Source organism: Brevibacterium sp. 'Marine' (genome assembly GCF_012844365.1).
Lineage (GTDB): Bacteria > Actinomycetota > Actinomycetes > Actinomycetales > Brevibacteriaceae > Brevibacterium.
On sequence record NZ_CP051626.1, the window covers coordinates 2,798,712 to 2,815,540 of the forward strand.

General features: G+C 65.1%; 14 protein-coding genes. 6 read left to right on the forward strand and 8 right to left on the reverse strand.

Translation table 11 applies throughout. The features are described from left to right. The first annotated feature begins 331 nt into the window (after positions 1–331). Entirely contained in the window at positions 332–2,122 is a 1,791-nt protein-coding gene (locus tag HF684_RS12575; RefSeq protein ID WP_248278926.1) for an ABC transporter ATP-binding protein, read from the forward strand. Then, a complete protein-coding gene (locus tag HF684_RS12580; RefSeq protein WP_169252743.1) occupies positions 2,119–3,972 on the forward strand; it encodes an ABC transporter ATP-binding protein in 1,854 nt (617 codons plus the stop codon). The genes HF684_RS12575 and HF684_RS12580 overlap by 4 nt, the downstream gene beginning before the upstream one ends. A 2-nt stretch (positions 3,973–3,974) precedes the next feature. On the opposite strand, the gene HF684_RS12585 is transcribed toward HF684_RS12580, so the two are convergent. After that, positions 3,975–4,589 (reverse strand): protein-L-isoaspartate O-methyltransferase, encoded by a 615-nt coding sequence (locus HF684_RS12585; protein WP_169252744.1) that lies wholly within the window; start codon positions 4,587–4,589, stop codon positions 3,975–3,977. Positions 4,590–4,676: 87 nt separating this feature from the next. Between HF684_RS12585 and HF684_RS12590 the strand changes: the two genes are divergently transcribed. Continuing rightward, positions 4,677–5,195 (forward strand): adenine phosphoribosyltransferase, encoded by a 519-nt coding sequence (locus HF684_RS12590; protein ID WP_169252745.1) that lies wholly within the window; start codon positions 4,677–4,679, stop codon positions 5,193–5,195. Positions 5,196–5,251: 56 nt separating this feature from the next. Here HF684_RS12590 and HF684_RS12595 read toward each other — a convergent pair whose 3' ends face one another. Further along, positions 5,252–5,704: a PTS glucose transporter subunit IIA gene (locus HF684_RS12595; protein ID WP_169252746.1), complete on the reverse strand. Its 453-nt coding sequence runs from the start codon at positions 5,702–5,704 to the stop codon at positions 5,252–5,254. Between the two features lie 123 nt (positions 5,705–5,827). Next, the gene (locus HF684_RS12600; protein WP_169252747.1) at positions 5,828–6,061 is read right to left on the reverse strand and encodes a PTS glucose/sucrose transporter subunit IIB; all 234 of its coding nucleotides are present in this window, start codon (positions 6,059–6,061) and stop codon (positions 5,828–5,830) included. A gap of 116 nt (positions 6,062–6,177) precedes the next feature. On the opposite strand from HF684_RS12600, the gene HF684_RS12605 reads away from it, so the two are divergent. Next, positions 6,178–7,548 (forward strand): PTS transporter subunit EIIC, encoded by a 1,371-nt coding sequence (locus HF684_RS12605; protein ID WP_169252748.1) that lies wholly within the window; start codon positions 6,178–6,180, stop codon positions 7,546–7,548. A 133-nt stretch (positions 7,549–7,681) separates the two neighbouring features. Further along, positions 7,682–8,503 carry an aldo/keto reductase gene (locus HF684_RS12610; RefSeq protein ID WP_169252749.1) on the forward strand — a complete coding sequence of 274 codons (822 nt, stop codon included), beginning with the start codon at positions 7,682–7,684 and terminating at the stop codon, positions 8,501–8,503. A gap of 128 nt (positions 8,504–8,631) precedes the next feature. On the opposite strand, the gene mdlC is transcribed toward HF684_RS12610, so the two are convergent. Beyond that, positions 8,632–10,278 (reverse strand): benzoylformate decarboxylase, encoded by a 1,647-nt coding sequence (gene mdlC / locus HF684_RS12615; protein ID WP_169252750.1) that lies wholly within the window; start codon positions 10,276–10,278, stop codon positions 8,632–8,634. 85 nt (positions 10,279–10,363) lie between these two features. Next, a complete protein-coding gene (locus HF684_RS12620) occupies positions 10,364–11,305 on the reverse strand; it encodes a D-2-hydroxyacid dehydrogenase family protein (protein ID WP_169252751.1) in 942 nt (313 codons plus the stop codon). 56 nt (positions 11,306–11,361) lie between these two features. Here HF684_RS12620 and HF684_RS12625 point away from each other — a divergent pair, with 56 nt between their 5' ends. Then, on the forward strand, positions 11,362–11,943 hold the full coding sequence (locus HF684_RS12625; protein WP_169252752.1) for a PH domain-containing protein: 582 nt from the start codon (positions 11,362–11,364) through the stop codon (positions 11,941–11,943). A gap of 120 nt (positions 11,944–12,063) precedes the next feature. Here HF684_RS12625 and HF684_RS12630 read toward each other — a convergent pair whose 3' ends face one another. Genes HF684_RS12630 through HF684_RS12640 form a run of 3 tightly spaced genes read right to left on the reverse strand, consistent with a single transcriptional unit; the run spans position 12,064 to position 16,829 of the window. Further along, the gene (locus HF684_RS12630; protein ID WP_169252753.1) at positions 12,064–13,761 is read right to left on the reverse strand and encodes an ABC transporter family substrate-binding protein; all 1,698 of its coding nucleotides are present in this window, start codon (positions 13,759–13,761) and stop codon (positions 12,064–12,066) included. A gap of 52 nt (positions 13,762–13,813) precedes the next feature. Then, positions 13,814–15,919, reverse strand: coding sequence for an ABC transporter ATP-binding protein (locus HF684_RS12635; RefSeq protein ID WP_248278927.1), 2,106 nt, complete (start codon positions 15,917–15,919; stop codon positions 13,814–13,816). Then, positions 15,912–16,829, reverse strand: a complete 918-nt coding sequence (locus tag HF684_RS12640; RefSeq protein WP_169252755.1) for an ABC transporter permease — start codon at positions 16,827–16,829, stop codon at positions 15,912–15,914. The genes HF684_RS12635 and HF684_RS12640 overlap by 8 nt, the downstream gene beginning before the upstream one ends.

Consider the following 16,829-nt stretch of genomic DNA (forward strand, 5'->3'; position numbering starts at 1 on the left):
CGGTAGGGGCGCGCGGAACGTGTCGTCTCGACAGGCTACGGAAGATCCGCGCGCTGGTGAATAACGACGACAAGAAGGTGAGTCATGCCTCAATAGTTCCCCGCAGCACTCGAGGGTGTCAAACCTCGTCATCGTTCGTCCCAACATTCAAGACTGAAAATGGTTGACATGCGAGATTCGCCGAGGCGGCGCTGCATCGACACCTCCCCACCGGCCGTCGGTCGGCCAGCGATGTTCAGCGCACCCGGTGATATTCAGCGCACAGAGAAACGGGAAGTCCGTTTGCCGGATTCGTGGAATAGGTCACAGTCTGCGACTAGGCTGGATTCTCGTGCGCCCCCTCCTCCGTTTCTGGCCTGATCTCCGCTCCCGCATCGGCGTGTACGTCCTCGTGCTCGTCCTCACTCTCCTGGCCAACGGAATCCAGCTCGTCGTCCCGGTAATCACCGGCCACATCGTCGACGGCCCCATCGCCCATCGAGATCTGTCCGCCCTGTGGCTGCCGGTCCTCGGGGTGCTGCTCATCGGCATCGCCGAGGCGGTCGGCATGTGGGCCCGACGCATGGTCGTCGCTCCCGTCGTCTCCCACTGGGAGGTGACGTGGCGTTCGCGCCTGTTCGATCGTCTCCAGTACACCTCGGTGGCGATCCATGATTCCTGGGAGTCCGGCCAGCTGCTCTCACGCGCGGTGAATGATCTGTCCCAGCTGCGACGTTTCTTCGCATTCGGGCTGCCCTTCCTCCTGTCCACACCGATCGTGCTCGCCGTCGGCACGGTGATGCTCGTGATCATGCAACCGGTGTTCGGTCTGATCATGATCCTCATGGCGGTGCCGGCGATCATCGCGGTCGCCGTCTTCGAGAAGCACTATCGGGAAACCTCCCGCCGGTCGCAGGACACCATGGGCGAACTGACCACGGACGTCGAGGAGTCCATCCAGGGCATCCGCATCCTCAAGTCCTTCGGCCGCTCCCCCTGGGCCGCCGAGCGCTTCGCCGAGATCTCGACCCGGCTGAAGTCCCTGGAGGTCCGCAAAGCGAAGCTCGACTCCTGGCTGTGGAGCGTGCTCCTGCTGCTGCCGACCCTGGCTCAGGCCGCGATCGTCGCCGTGGGCACCTGGGGTGTCATCGAAGGCTGGACGACGATCGGCACGGTCGTGGCGGCGGTGACGATTTCGATGGTGCTGCGGATGCCCATCGAGATGCTCGGCTTCCTGCTCGCCGATGCACTCATGGCGCTGACCGCCGCCGGTCGGTATTGGGAGGTCATCGACATCCGCCACGACATCACAGACACCGACGGCGGTGTCGACGATGCCCCCGAAGTCGGCCACTACCGCGGGAGGCTGCGCTTCGCCGATGTTGATTTCCATTTCGCCGATACGAAGCGACTGACCCTGCGGGGCCTCGATCTCACCATCGAACCCGGTCAGACCCTCGCCCTCGTCGGGGCGACGGGCTCGGGCAAGACGACGCTGGCGTCGCTGGTGCCCCGGCTCCAGGACGTCTCCGCCGGCACGGTGAGCATCGACGACGTCGACATCCGGGACATGCCGGTCAATGAGCTGCGCCACCTCGTGTCCGTGTCCTTCGAGGATCCGATCCTGTTCTCGACCTCGGTTGCCGAGAACGTCGAGATGGGCGCCCCGGGGGCGAGCGAGGAAGAGATCTGGGAGGCCCTCGAGATCGCGGCGGCGAAGGATTTCGTCTCCCGCCTGCCCGAGGGGCTGGATACGCAGGTCGGCGAACAGGGTCTGTCACTGTCCGGCGGTCAGCGTCAGCGCCTCGCCCTGGCTCGCGCTGTCATCGGCCGTCCGCGCATCCTCGTCCTCGACGACCCGCTCTCGGCCGTCGACGTCGACACCGAGGATCGGGTGCAGCGAGCCCTGCGGGAGATCCTGCCGGATTCGACGACTCTCATCATCGCCCACCGCCCCTCCACTGCGGCGCTGGCCGATGCGGTGGCCGTGCTCGATGAGGGCCGGATCGCGGCCCTGGGCACCCATGAACAGCTGCTCGAGTTCTCGAAGCTCTACCGCGAACTCATGGGGGCGAGCGCGCACACCGAGGCGCACACGCATCCGGGGGCGGCCGCCTCGGCGACGGAAGGAGGGACACCATGAGCATGCCCCGTCTCGACAGCGACGACGAGATCGAGTCTCTTCCGCCGGACATTGCGAAGAAGGCCCGCGCCCTGCTGATGTCGCTGGTCAGGCCGCATTCGGCGATGATCATCTTCCTCGCTGTCATCGTCGTCCTCACCGCGGCCCTCATGGTCATCGGGCCGGTGTTCATCGCCGATGCCCTCGATCAGGGCGTGCCCGCCGCCATCGACGGAGAAATGGGTCCGCTGATTCGGGCGGTCACGTTCTTCGTGGTCTCCGCGGTCGCCTCGGCGATTCTGGCTTTCACCTCGACGAGGCTCGTCGGGATCACAGCACAGAAGATCCTCTTCACCCTGCGCGAGCGGATGTTCACTCATGTGCAGCGTCTGGACCTGGGCTATCACGAGAAGTCGACCTCGGGTCGGCTCGTGTCCCGGCAAACCTCGGACATGGAATCGGTGCAGCAGTTCCTGTCGTATTCTCTGTTCGAGACGGCGCTGGCGGTGCTGCAGATGCTGTTCATCGCCGTCACACTCGTCGTCCTCGATGTGCCGTTGGCGATCGTCGTCTTCGCCGGTTTCGTGCCGCTGTTCTTCATCACGAAGGCCGCACATTCGACTCAGCGCAGCGCCTACCGGCGGACGCGGACGTCGATCGCGAAGGTCATCGTCCACTTCGTCGAGACGATGGGCGGCATCCGCGCCGTGCAGGCGTACCGCCGTCAGCCCGAGCGGCGCGGGACGCTGAGCGATCAGGATGCGCGGTATCGGGATGCGAACACCGATGCCCTGCGTGGGGTGGCCTGGTTCGCCGGATGGACGCGGCTGATCGGCAACATCACCCAGACGGTGATCATCGTCATCGGTGCGTGGCTCGTCATCGAGGGGTGGACGCAGATCGGCGTGCTCGCCGCGTTCATCCTCTACCTGCGCCGCTTCTACGGCCCGCTCGACGAACTCGTCCAGGCGTTCAATCTCTACCAGTCCGCCTCGGCGGCGTTGGAGAAGATCGCGGCGGTCCTCGACACCGACCCCGAGGTGGTCGAGCCGACCCAGCCGCAGGCTCTGCCTACGCACGCGAACGGTGACTCACCGTCTGCGGACAATGACGCCGCACCCACGCGTCCCGCCACTGGTCGTTCCCTCGATCTCGACGGCGTCCGCTTCGCCTACGCCGACGGACCCGATGTCCTCCCCCGCTTCGATCTGCACATCCCCGCCGGGCAGATCGTCGCGCTCGTCGGCGCCACCGGCGCGGGCAAGTCGACCCTGGTCAAGCTCGTCACCCGGTTCTATGACCCCAGCGTTGGACGGATCACCCTCGACGAGGTGGATCTGCGTGACCTCGATGACGGACAGCTGCGGTCGTCGGTCGTCATGGTCACTCAGGAGTCGTTCCTCTTCGCCGGCACGATCGCCGACAACATCCGCATCGGCGATCCTGGTGCCAGCGACGAGGCAGTCGTGGCGGCGGCGACCGCCGTCGGTTTGGATGCGTACATCCGCCGACTGCCCGACGGCTATGCCACGGATGTGAAGAAGCGCGGCGGCCGACTGAGTTCGGGACAGCGTCAGCTCGTGTCGTTCGCCCGGGTGTTCCTCGCCGATCCGGATGTCGTCGTCCTCGATGAGGCGACCGCTCACCTCGACATCCCGTCCGAGCGGCTGGTGCAGAACGCTCTGGCCACGGTGCTCGAGGGCAGGACCGCGATCATCATCGCCCACCGCCTGTCCACCGTCGAGATCGCCGACCGCGTGCTCGTCATGGAATCCGGTCGGATCATCGAGGACGGGACACCCGACGAACTCATCTCCGGCACCGGGAAGTTCGCGCAGCTGCACCAGGCCTGGCGAGACTCCCTCGTGTGAGGTCACTCGCTGATCAGCGGCACGAATCGATACCACCCGTGACGAGTGATCGTCAGCTCGTCGGCACCGGGCCCGTCACGGACGACTCGGAGCATCTCCCCTGCGACGGGAATGACCATCGTGGCGCCGAGGGCCAGCTGATCGACGAGCTGGTCGGGCAGTGTCTCTGTCCCGGCGGAGACGAGGATCCGGTCGAACGGGGCCTCAGCCGGGAGACCGAGGGCACCCGGAATGGCTGCGTGGATGGCCACCTCGGCGAGGGTCTCCTGGTCTGGGGCTTCAGCGGTGACGGCGTCGATGGCCGCCTGCGAGGAGTCGACGAGCTCGGGATGCCGTTCGACCCCGAGCACCTGCCCGGCCGGCCCGACGAGGACGGCGAGCAGCATCGAGGTCCACCCGGAGCCTGATCCGAGGTCGAGGACGGTTTCACCCGGCTGCGGATCAAGCAGCCGGAGCATGTCCGCGACGGTGCTCGGCTGCGAGTTCGTCTGTCCGTGCCCGATCGGCAGGGGCACGTTGCCGGAGGCGTTCTGTCGTTCCGTCACCGGCAGGAAGGGTTCGCGCGGAACCCGGGCGAACGCCTCGGCGATTCGGTCGTACGTCGCATCCGATGTCATTGCTCCTCCGATCCACCACCGTCTTCGGTACCTCCCATTTTGCCGATCTGCGCTGAGGGCACAATGGCCACCGAGTATCGTTGTGCCGTGACCCAATCTGATCTCTCCCGCGCCCAGAGCCTCATCACCTCGATTCCTGACTATCCCGAACCGGGAGTGGACTTCCGCGACATCTCTCCGCTGCTCGCCGATGGTCCGGCGATGAGGGCCGTCACCGAGGCGCTCATCGAACCGTTCGCAGGTCAGTTCGATATCGTCGGCGGGCTCGAGGCCCGCGGCTTCCTCTTCGCCGGTGCCATCTCCGCGATGACAGGAGTCGGAATCCTGCCGATCCGCAAGGCCGGAAAGCTCCCCCGCCCGGCGGCTGCCGTGTCGTACACCCTCGAATACGGCACCGCCACAATCGAAGGGCCCGATGTCCTGGAGAAGGGCGAGCGCGTCCTCCTCATCGATGACATCCTCGCCACCGGCGGGACGCTCACAGCTGCTCAGTCACTGGTCGCCGATCTCGGCGCCGAAGTCATCGGCTCAGCCGTCGTCCTTGAGCTCACTGCGCTCGGCGGGCGCGAGCATACGGGCGAGGTTCACACCCTCTTCGTCGAGTGAGGAGAGCACAGTCAGTTGCACGTGTCGTAGATGCGGCGCAGCTGACTCGGACATCCTCAGCCGATTCGGATGAGGGTGTCTCCGGTCGAGATCGGCCCCGCCTCGGTGAGGGTCAGGTTCTCGGCGTCGGCTTCGAGGACGACGACCGGAACGATCACGGACTTCTCCGCCTCCCGTGCGACTGCCAAGTCCCAGACGATGATCTCTTCGCCGGCCTCGACCTGCTGCCCGGCCTCGGCACGGAGCGTGAAACCAGCGCCCTTGAGGTGAACGGTGTCGATGCCCAGGTGAACGAGCACACCCTGATCGGGCCGGTGGGAGATGACGAAGGCGTGGGGTTTGAGACTCGTCAGCTTTCCCGCGACAGGAGCCGTGACCGTCAGGGTCGTGGCCTCGCCGGGGTCGATGGCCGTTCCGGGGCCGACGAGCGCTTTCGCGAAGACGGGGTCGGGAACCTCCGTCAATGGGATCACCGTGCCGGTGATGGGTGCAGCGATCGTGACTGCCATAGTCAGCAGGCCGCCTTTCTCCAAAATCAGTTGTACTTCGCCTAGACTGACCTCAGACTACAGACAAGGATCACTGTCGACCAGCAGATGCTCACCGGCGAGCAGAGGAGACGAAGACGTGACTCAGCCCATGAGGTCTTCGATGTCATCGACGAGGTTGTCCGCCTCCGGACCGACGACGACCTGGACCGCGCTTCCCTGCACCACCACGCCGAAGGCGCCGGCAGCCGTGAGCGCCTGTTCGTCGACGAGAGAGTCATCGTCGACCTCGACGCGCAGGCGAGTGATGCACGCTTCGATGTCGTCGATGTTGTCGGCACCGCCCAGTCCGGCGAGGATCTGCGCTGCTTTGTCCATGTCTGTCACCTTCATCTCCGGCACCCATGCGCCGGCGTCGATTTCACGTTCTGCGATCTGGCTCACAAGTCTACGTCGACTCGTGCCCGACGACCCCACTTCCGAGGAGGAACCCGATGACCACCGCATCCGCTGAGGCACCGAAGAAGCGCAGGAAGGCGATACCAGGGTTCGCCCAGCTCCAACGCGTCGGCCGCTCCCTCATGCTCCCGATCGCCGTGCTGCCCGCCGCGGCTCTGCTGATGCGCTTCGGCCAGCCGGACATGCTCGGCGCCGACGGGCTCGGCCAGTTCGCCGACTGGCTGCTGCCGGTGGCGACGGTCTTCGCGGCCGCCGGTTCGGCTCTGTTCGACAACCTGCCGCTGATCTTCGCCGTCGGTGTGGCCATCGGCTTCGCGAAGAAGGCCGACGGCTCCACGGCACTGGCCGCCGTCGTCGGCTATATGGTCCTCACCGGAGTCTTCACGGCCATGGCTCCGAGTTTCGGCTCGGACAACGGTGAGGGTGAGAACGTCATCAACTTCGGAGTGCTCGGCGGAATCGTCGTCGGCATCATCACCGCCCTGCTCTATCAGCGCTATCACCGGATCAAACTGCCGACCTACCTCGGCTTCTTCGGCGGTCGCCGCTTCGTCCCGATCGTCACTGCGGTAGCGTCGATGGTCATCGCCGTGATCATGGCGCTCATCTACCCCGTCTTCGACGCCCTCATCAACAAGGGCGTGGGCGGCTTCCTCATGGAGCACGGAGCCAATCCGGGCACCGGGTTCGTCTTCGGCACGATCAACCGACTCCTCATCCCGTTCGGGCTGCATCACCTGCTGAACAATCTGCCCTGGTTCCAGCTGGGTTCGTGCACGACTTCCTCGGGGGACACCGCGCACGGCGACATCACCTGCTTCTTCTCCGGTGTGGACGGCACGGCAGACTGGACGGGGTCGTTCATGACCGGCTTCTTCCCGATCATGATGTTCGCGCTTCCCGCTGCGGCTCTGGCGATCTACCGCACCGCGCACCCGAAGCGCCGCAAGGTCGTCGGCGGCATCATGCTCTCGGTGGCGCTGACGGCCTTCATCACCGGAATCACGGAGCCGCTCGAATACGCCTTCGCCTATGTCGCATTCCCGCTCTACGCGGTCCACGCCGTGCTCACCGGCACATCACTGGCGCTGGTGAATGCGCTCGGCATCAAATCCGGGTTCGGGTTCTCCGCCGGTGCGTTGGACTATCTGCTCAATCTCGGCCGGGCGTCGGAACTGTCCGGCGGCATCGGCCCCGTCCTGCTCCTGCTGGTCATCGGTCTGGGCTACGCCGTCATCTACTACTTCCTCTTCCGGTGGGCGATCATCAAATTCAATCTGCATACCCCCGGTCGCGAGGATGAATCCGAGTCCGGCACCGAGGCCCCGTCGGTCTTCGACGAGGCTCAGATCGCCGCCGAGGAGTCCACGGGCAAGAAGCGTGCACAGGACGAGGGCCGAAGCTGACCGTCCATGGAATGCTCCGGGTCCCGGTGACGTTATAGTCTCGGTTCGGCGCTCTCACCGGGTGCCGAACCGGCGGACCCGATCAGCTTCGGATCCGTCCTGACCAGTGCACACGTGACGAAAGGCGGACACCTTGACGGTTCCCACACTCACTCTCAACGACGGCAAGACGATCCCGCAGCTGGGCTTCGGCGTCTTCAAGGTCGACCCCGACGAGACCGAACGCATCGTCACCGACGCTCTCGAGGTCGGCTACCGCCACATCGACACCGCCGCCGTCTACGGCAACGAGGAAGGCGTGGGCCGGGCCATCGCGAAGTCCGGAATCGCCCGTGACGAACTCTTCATCACGACCAAGCTGTGGAACGACCGCCACGGCGCGGAAGAATCGAAGCGGGCCCTCGGAGAATCCCTGGAGAAGCTCGGCCTCGACCACGTCGACCTCTACCTCATCCATTGGCCGACCCCGGCGAACAAGAACTCCGTCGAGACCTGGGAGGCCTTCCCCGGCTACCGGGATCAGGGTCTGACCACCTCGATCGGCGTCTCGAACTTCGACCACCGCTTCCTGCCGGAGATCCTCGACACGGGCATCATCCCGGCCGTCGACCAGATCGAGGTCCACCCGCAGTTCCAGCAGGTCGAGACCCGTCCGCTGCTGGCCGAGCACGACATCAAGATCGAAGCCTGGGGTCCGCTGGGCCAGGGCAAGGTCGACTACGCGAACACCGTCATCGGTGAGATCGCCGCCGCCCATGAGAAGTCCTGGGCCCAGGCGATCATCCGCTGGCACCTGCAGAAGGGCCACGTCGTCTTCCCGAAGTCGAACAACCGCGACCGCATGCATGAGAACTTCGACGTCTTCGACTTCGAACTCACCGACGCCGAGGTGGCAGCCATCGACGCGCTCGAAAACGGCGGCCGCGTCTCCGGCGATCCTGCCGAGGTGAACTGACCGAGTCGGGTTCGACCGATACCTCGCCGAGGCGGCCCTCCCCGACCCTCGGTCGTGCCCGACGAGCCCGGTTGAGCAAAGCGAAAGCCGCCGGAGAGTTCCGACTCTCCGGCGGCTTCGTCGTTCTGTCACTCCACCGGTCGGCCGTCGACGCCGAGGACGACGGCATCGATGAGCACCGGTCCGTCGGCATGCAGCGCCTCACGATAGGCGGTCTCGAACTCCTCCCGCGTCGTGGTCCGGCGGGCTGGGACTCCGTACCCCTGTGCCAGGGAGACGAAATCGATCGTGCCCAAGGTCAGGCCCGGGGTGTCAGGAACTCCCATGCGCTCGGCGAATCCGGAGAGCGCACCGTAGCCGGAGTTGTTGACGATGACGAAGATCGTCTTCGTGCCCAACTGAGCCGCCGTGTACAGAGCGGTGAGCCCGTAGTTCGCGGAGCCGTCACCGACGGTGGCGACGATGGTCTTCTCCGGGTCGCCGATGGCCAGCCCCACGGCGACTGGCAACCCGAAGCCCAGTCCGCCCGAGGCCGGGAAGTGGTACATGCCCGGCCTGTCGATGACGATCCGCTCGAGGTAGTCGAGGTCGAGGGTGGTCGTCTCATTGACGTACACGACGCTGTCGTCGACATGATCGTTGAGCACGGCGAGCACCTCGGTGCCGGACATTCCCAACTCTGACCGCGGTGGGGCGGTGACGACTCGGGACCCGCGATCGCCTCGGCGAGTTCCTCGGTCCGTCGTCGCTGCCGCGAGGTCGGCGAGCGCGGTTGCGGTATCCGCGACGACGGCGCGGCCGAACGGTGCGCGTGTCGCCTCCCGCGGGTCCTGGGTGATCTGGATGACCTCGGTGCCCGGCTCCAGATAGTTCGCCGGCTCCCAGCGGTGGTAACGGAAGGTGGCGGCTCCGATGACGAGCACGACGTCGTGGCCGGCAAGCCGGTCACGCACTGACTTGATACCTGGGACGAGGACGCCTTCGAAGTTCGGATGGGTGGTCGGGAACGGGCAGCGAGTCGGTGAGGGTGCGACGTAGACGGAGGCGTTCAGGCGCTCGGCCAGCACCATTGCGTCCTCATAGACCGTCGGATCAGCGACGGCGGCGGCATCGACCTGCGGCCCGAGGACGAGGGCAGGGTTCCGTGCCTCGTCGAGGACGTCGGTGAGTTCGCGGCGCAGCGACTCCGGCATGGTGCCCGTCGTCGTCACCGACCGCTGCGCCAACAGTTCGTCGTCGGGAAGCGCCGACTGGTCCCAGTCGTCGAGCGGAACGGACACGTAGACGGGACCACTCGGCTGTGTGGTTGCCTCGAAGACCGCCTGCGACAGCGTGCGGGGCACGTCGAGTGCCGACAGCGGCTCGTGCGCGTACTTCACCAGCGGGGCGGGCAGCGTCGAGGCATCGACGCTGGCGAGCATCGTCTCCTGTCCGACGGTGCGGCGCACCTGCTGACCGGCGAGGACGACCAGCGGAACGTGGCCGTAGTGAGCGTTGGTCAAGGCGCCCATGCCGTTGCCCGACCCCGAGGCGGCGTGCAGATTCACCAGCGCCGGGGCTCCCGTGGCGCGTGCGTATCCTTCGGCCATGCCGACGACGGCCTGTTCATGCAGACCGAGGACGAATCGGAAGTCGTCGCCGAGTCCGGCGAGGAACGGCAGCTCGTTCGAGCCCGGGTTGCCGAAGATCGTCGTCATCCCGTGGGCGCGGAAGACCTCCAGACTCGCGTCGAGGACTGTCTTTTCACCGGCGCCGCTGTCGGATTGATCGGCCATTGTGCCTCTGCTTTCGTTCATAGTTCTCGCGCGGAGGGGCCGAGTTGTGTGGCGTCCCTCTCTGCTCACCATAGCCGTCGGCGCATCAGCCGAGCACGCGGATCGGCTCTCCTGAGATCCAGGCGGCGATGTCCTCGACGGCTTGCGTGAAGAAGATCCGATACGTGTCCTCCGTGACGTATCCCAGGTGCGGGGTGAGCACGGTCCGCGGGGTGCTGCGCAGACGGTGATCGACCGGCAGCGGCTCCTCGTCGTGGACGTCGAGTCCGGCGCCCCGGATCCCACCTGCTTCCAACACGGCGATGAGTGCGTCGGTGTCGATGAGACCGGCACGCGAGGTGTTGACGAGGATGCTGCCCGGCTTCATCGTCTCGAGCTCGGCGGCGCCGACGAGTCCTCGGCTGCGGTCGCTGAGTTTGTAGTGGATCGTGACCACGTCGGCGGTGGAGAACAGTTCGTCCTTGCTCACGGAGCGCACGCCCAGGCCGTCGGCCCGTTCGGCATCGAGGTTCTGGCTCCACGCCACGACGTCCATGCCGAAGGCAGCGCCGACCCGCGCGACCTTCGTTCCCAGTCGTCCCAGACCGACCACGCCGAGGCGGTGCCCGTCGAGGTCTCCCCCGACGCTCGACTGCCAGCCGCCGCCTCGGACGGCGGCATCCTCGGCCGGGATGCTGCGCAGGACGGAGAGGATGAGTCCCCAGGTCAGCTCAGGTGTCGCCGAGGTGGTCGACTCGGTTCCGCAGACCACGATCCCCAGCGCACGCGCCGCCTGCACGTCGATGGAGGCGTTGACCCGCCCCGTGGTCACGAGCAGACGCAGATCCGGCAGACGTTGCAGCCGACCGGCGGTGAAGGCGGTTCGCTCCCGCATCGCCACGACCACCTCGGCGCCGGTGAGGACCTGCACCAGGTCATCGTCGTCGACGATCGGGCGCGAGATGAACTCGACCTCGGCGTCGAGACCGCTCCAGTCCGCGAATGTGGCTGCCACCTCTTGAAAATCATCGAGAACGACGATGCGCATTGTGTTCCTCTCCTGAAGTCGTGTGACCTACATCCTAGAGCCGATAGGCTGGGCTGGTGAGTGCACCGATCATCCTGAGACAACGCAGCGGCCCTATCATCACGGTCATCGTGTGGGCGTTCCTCGCCTTCCTCCTCGGTGACGCTCTCCTGCGCGGAGCGTGGGAGACCGTCGGTCGCTTCGGGCCCGGCCTTGTGCTCATCGGCTGGGTCGCATTCGCCGTGCTCTGGCGGCCGGCACTCGTCGTCGGAACCGACGAAGTCGAGGTCAGAGAGATCCTGCGCACGACATCGGTGCCCTACACCCGAATCCGTGATATTCGGCTGGGGTCTGTCGTGACGATCGAAACAGCTTCGGCGGACGGGGCCACGCGCACCATTCGCCCGTGGAACGCCCCCGGACTGCCGCGGAGGAAGATCGATTCCGGGCTGACCGGCGGAACTCGACCGGAGTCTCCGGACAATCATCCGGCGTTCGAGCTGCTGCGCCGCTGGGAGCAGACCCTCGCGGATGCTCCCGGAACGGCCGTGCGAAACGGCCTGTCCGCCGATGCCGAGGACGTGCGCACTCGGTGGAGCCTCGGCGTCATCGGGGTGACTCTGGTGCTCGTGCTGCTGGTGGCGATCGGATTCATCTGATCCCGCTCGGCTGTCAGCCGGGCACAGAAAGACCGACCCCGTGGGGAACGTGATCCCACGGGGCCGGCAGTCTCGGATGGCTTCAATCGATCAGTGCATCACTTCGTGAAGCCGAGTGCATCACTTCTTGAAGCCGATCGTCGTCCAGTCCGGCGTTTCGAGCTGCCGCGGACCGAGGTTGACGACGTCATCCCGGACGCCCCAGACATAAGGTGTCGGGTAGATCGGAATGAGAGGCTTGAGCTTGAGTACGGCGGCGTCTCCCTCATTGGCCAGCTTCTTCGATTCGGCCGGGTCGAGAGTCTTCGTCGCTTCCTTGAACTTCTCACCGATGTCATCGCTGGAGATCTTCGAGAAGTTCTGCTCCGAGTCCGCGGGGTAGAACAGGTTCGATCCCGAGGAGATCGGGAAAGCCGTGCCCTCCCAGGTGAACGTGGCCATCTCGAAGTTGCCGTTGAGCACGTGGTCGGCGAAGTAGGCGGCCACGGGAACGGTCTCGATTTCGATCTTGAAGCCGATCTCGTTGAGGTCCTTCATCACCTGTTCGGCACGCTGTGCGTTCGAGGCGGTATCGGCCGGGACGACGATCTTGAACGTGAGCTTCTCGCCGTCCTTCTCACGCACGCCTCCATCGCCTTCGGTCCAGCCGGCGTCGTCGAGGATCTTCTTCGCCTTCTCCTGGTCGAATTCGAGGCTGCCGTCGGTGTTGTCCTGATAGCCTTCCTGGCCGGGCATGAAGGTGACGTTGTTGACCAGAGTCACGGGCGCTTCGACGGGACCGATGGCGGCCTGAGCGATGGCTTCGCGGTTGATCGCGTGTCCGATTGCGTCGCGGACCTCCTGCTCCTTGAGCGCCCCCTTCTCGGCATTCATCGTCAGGTGAGTCCACTGCATTCCCTGCGACTTGTAGATCTCGCCGTCGTCACGTTTGCCGGCGGTCGTGTAGGAGTCGCCGTCGGTTCCCACGTCGACGAGGTCGAGCTCCTTGTTCGCGTAGGCCTGAGCCTGCTGCGCCTGGGACACGACCTTGAAGATCACCTTGTCGAGCTTCGGCTCCTGGCCCCACCATTCGTCGTTCCTGACCATGGTGATGACACCGGACTTGTTGTCGACCTTCTTCGCCTTGAATGGGCCGTTCGAGGGCAGGACCTTCTTCACATAGTCTTTGTTGAACGCGTCGACGTCCTCGGAGATCTCATCGGGCAGGAACGCGCCGATGTAGTTCGGCCAGTCGATGTTCGGTGTCTTGAACGTGACCTTGACATCGTACTTGTCCTCGCCGGATTCGATCTTCTCGATGTCTTCGAAGCCCTTGGTCGAAGCGACCTCGTACTTCTTGTTCGAACCGTTCTGAGTCTTCCAGAAGGCCTTGTAGTCATCGACGTCGATCGGGGTGCCGTCTTCCCAGACGGCGTCCTTGTTGAGTTTGACATCGATTACCAGCGGATCCTCGCTGGCGACCTCGACGCTCTCGGCGTAGTTCTTGTCGACTTCCCACGTGCCGTCGTCTTTGATCCTGACCGGTCCGCCCAATGACGTCCCGTAGAGGTTGTTGTTGTCCACGTGCGCGCCGTCGGCGTGGTAGTAGTTGAGGCTCGCGGGGATCTCGGTCATCGGGTAGGTCAGCGTTCCACCGTCCTTGACCTCGTCGTAGGCGGCTTTCTGATAGTCGGTGGTCGGAAGCCCGGAAATCTCCTTGTCGGCCTGCTCGCTGTCGACGCCGCCGGAGTCCTTGTTCGCCTGCTGGCAGCCGGACAGTGCCAGGCCCAGTGCGGCGGTCGCGGCGACGACCATTGTCGCCTTGTTCCTCATTCTCATGAGTTCCTCATTTCCTGTGTTGTGTTCCTCGAGGTGGGTTGGTGGGGTGAGATCAGTCCGCAGACTCGAGTTCTCGGCTCCGTTCCGCGTGGTGGCAGGCGACGAGGCCGCCTTCGAGCGGACGAGGACTGGGGTCGTCGTTCAGACACAGCTGTCTGTCGCTTTCCGGCAGCAGGGTGAACAGCGGGCAGCGGGTGCGGAAGTTGCACCCTGAGATCTCATCGGTCGGGCTCGGCAGGTCGCCGGTGAGCAGCACCCGTTCGCGTGAGCGTTCGACCTCGGGGTCGGGTACCGGAATCGCCGACATCAGCGCCCTGGTATAGGGGTGCTGCGGGTGACGATAGAGAGCAGCGGATTCGCCGTACTCGACGATCCGACCGAGATACATCACGGCCACGAAGTCCGAGATCTGTCGGACGACTGCGAGGTCGTGGGCGACGAACAGATAGGACAGTCCCAATGTGTCTCGAAGGTCCTCGAGCAGATTGATCACACCGGCCTGGACGGAGACGTCGAGGGCCGAGACGGGTTCGTCGAGGACGAGCAGCTTCGGATTCGTCACCAGCGCCCGAGCAATCCCGATGCGCTGCCGCTGACCGCCGGAGAACTCGTGCGGGTAGCGCTCGGCCATGGACGCATCGAGACCGACGAGTTCGAGCATCTCGGCAACCTTGTCGTTGCGCTCCTTGGCCGGCACCTTATGCACGGTCAGCGGTTCGGCGATCACTTCGCCGACCGGCAGACGCGGGTCGATCGCGGCCATCGGATCCTGGAAGACGACTTGGACGTCTTTGCGCATGGCCAGACGTTCGCGCTTATTCAGGTCCGCGACGTCGATGCCGTTGATGACCAGCCTCCCCTTCTGCGGAGCGACCATCTCCAGAACCTCGCCGATCGTCGTCGACTTCCCACAGCCGGATTCGCCGACCAGGCCGAGAGTCTGACCGGTCCTGATCTCGAGGTCGATTCCGTCGACGGCCTTCACCGTGCCGATCTGTCGTTTGAACACTGCACCCTTGAGCAGCGGGAAGTGCTTCTGCAGACCGGTGACCTCAAGGATGTTCGGCGCCGAATCGTCTCTCACCCGAGTCGCCACCGGGTCGGGACGCGGGTAGATGTCTTTGGCCGCCAGATCGCCCCGGGCGATCTCATCAGCACGGTGGCAGGCGGCCTGCACTCCGGGGGTTCCGTGTTCGACGAGATCGGGCTCGACCTCGCGGCACCTGTCGACCGCGATCGGGCAGCGCGGTGCGAAAGGGCACCCCGGGGCCAGATTCGACAGCGACGGCGGTTTGCCCTCCAGCGGAACGAGTCGCTGGGTGCCCGCGGTCGCGAGGTTCGGCACAGACCGCAGCAGTCCTGTCGTGTAGGGCATCTGCGGGCGGTGGAAGACCTGCTCCACTCCCCCGGTCTCGACGAGCCGACCGGCGTACATGACTGCGATCCGATCCGCATTTCCGGCTACCACACCGAGGTCATGGGTGATGAGCACGATCGCGGCACCGGTGATCTCGCGCGCCTTCTGCAGCACGTCGAGGATCTGAGCCTGGATCGTCACGTCCAAGGCGGTCGTCGGCTCATCGGCGATGATGAGGTCCGGGTCATTGGCGATCGCAATGGCGATCATCGCGCGCTGACGCATGCCTCCGGAGAACTCGTGCGGGTACGATTTCACCCGCCGCTGCGCTCCGGGGATGCCGACGATCTCCAGCAGTTCGATCGCTCGTTCGTTCGCCGCTTCCTTCGACAGGCCCGGGTCGTGGATGAGCAGCCCCTCACAGATCTGTTCGCCGATCGTATAGACGGGGGTCAGAGCCGACAGCGGGTCCTGGAAGACCATCGCGATCTCGCGGCCGCGCAGCTGCGACATCTGATGGTCGCTCATATCCAGCAGCGACTGCCCGCGGTACCGGATGGAGCCGGCGATCTGTGCGGTCGAGGGAAGAAGCCCCATCACTGCCATCGAGGACACGGATTTGCCGGAACCGGATTCGCCGACGATGCCGAGGAATTCGCCCGGTCTGACCTCGTAGTCGACCCCGCGGACGGCGTGGACGTCGCCCTTGGTGTTGGGGAAGGTCACGGTCAGATCCCTGACCTCGAGGATCGGTTCAGCCGCGTTGACGGAGTTGAGATCGATGTCAAGTGTTTCAGTCACGGTTGGCTCCTGAGGTCGGATCGATCGCATCGCGCAGGGCATCGGCCATCAGGCTGATGGCGAAGAGCATGAGCACGAGGACGCCTGCGGGAAAGACGAACAGCCAGGGGCGGGTGGCAGCGGCCCCTGAACCGTCGGCCAGCAGCGTGCCGATCGAAACGTCGGGCTTCTGGATCCCTAAGTTGAAATAGCTCAGCGAGGTCTCGGCGATGATCGCGGAGACGACGCCGAGGGTCGCATCGACGATGAGGATCGAGGCCACGTTCGGGATGATGTGGCGGCTGAGGATCTTCGGCGTCGACACCCCCATGTATCGAGCGGCTCGGACGAAGTCGCGGTCCTTGATCGCCTTGGTCTGGTTGCGGACGACCTGAGCCATGATCATCCATCCGAAGAGTACGAGGAAGACGACGATGGCCATCCAGGACAGCTGCCGCAGCAGAGGTGCCATGAGCACGAGGATGAAGAACGAGGGCAGCACGAGCAGAAGGTTGATGAACCACACGATGACCGCCTCGACGCGGCCGCCGAAGTACCCGGCCGCAGAGCCGATGATCGCTGCCAGGATGCTCGCGGCCGGACCGGCGATGATGCCGATGAGCAGGGATTTCTGCAGTCCGACCACGGTCTGGGCGTAGATGTCCTGACCGATCGTGTTGGTGCCGAACCAGTGCTGGGCACTCGGGCCTTCGTTGAGGGCGAAGACGTCCTGGTCCGTCGGCGAGTAGATGTTGATGGTGTTGCCGAACAGGGCGAAGAGAACGAAGAACGCGAGCAGGATTCCACCGACCCAGAAACGCGGGGTCGAGCGCAGCCGCCGCCAGATGAGCATCGCCCGGGAGGTCGGCTTCGCACGCTTCGGCACCACCTCGGCGTCGGATTGCGTGGAGATCGGGATGTCTGTTGCCAT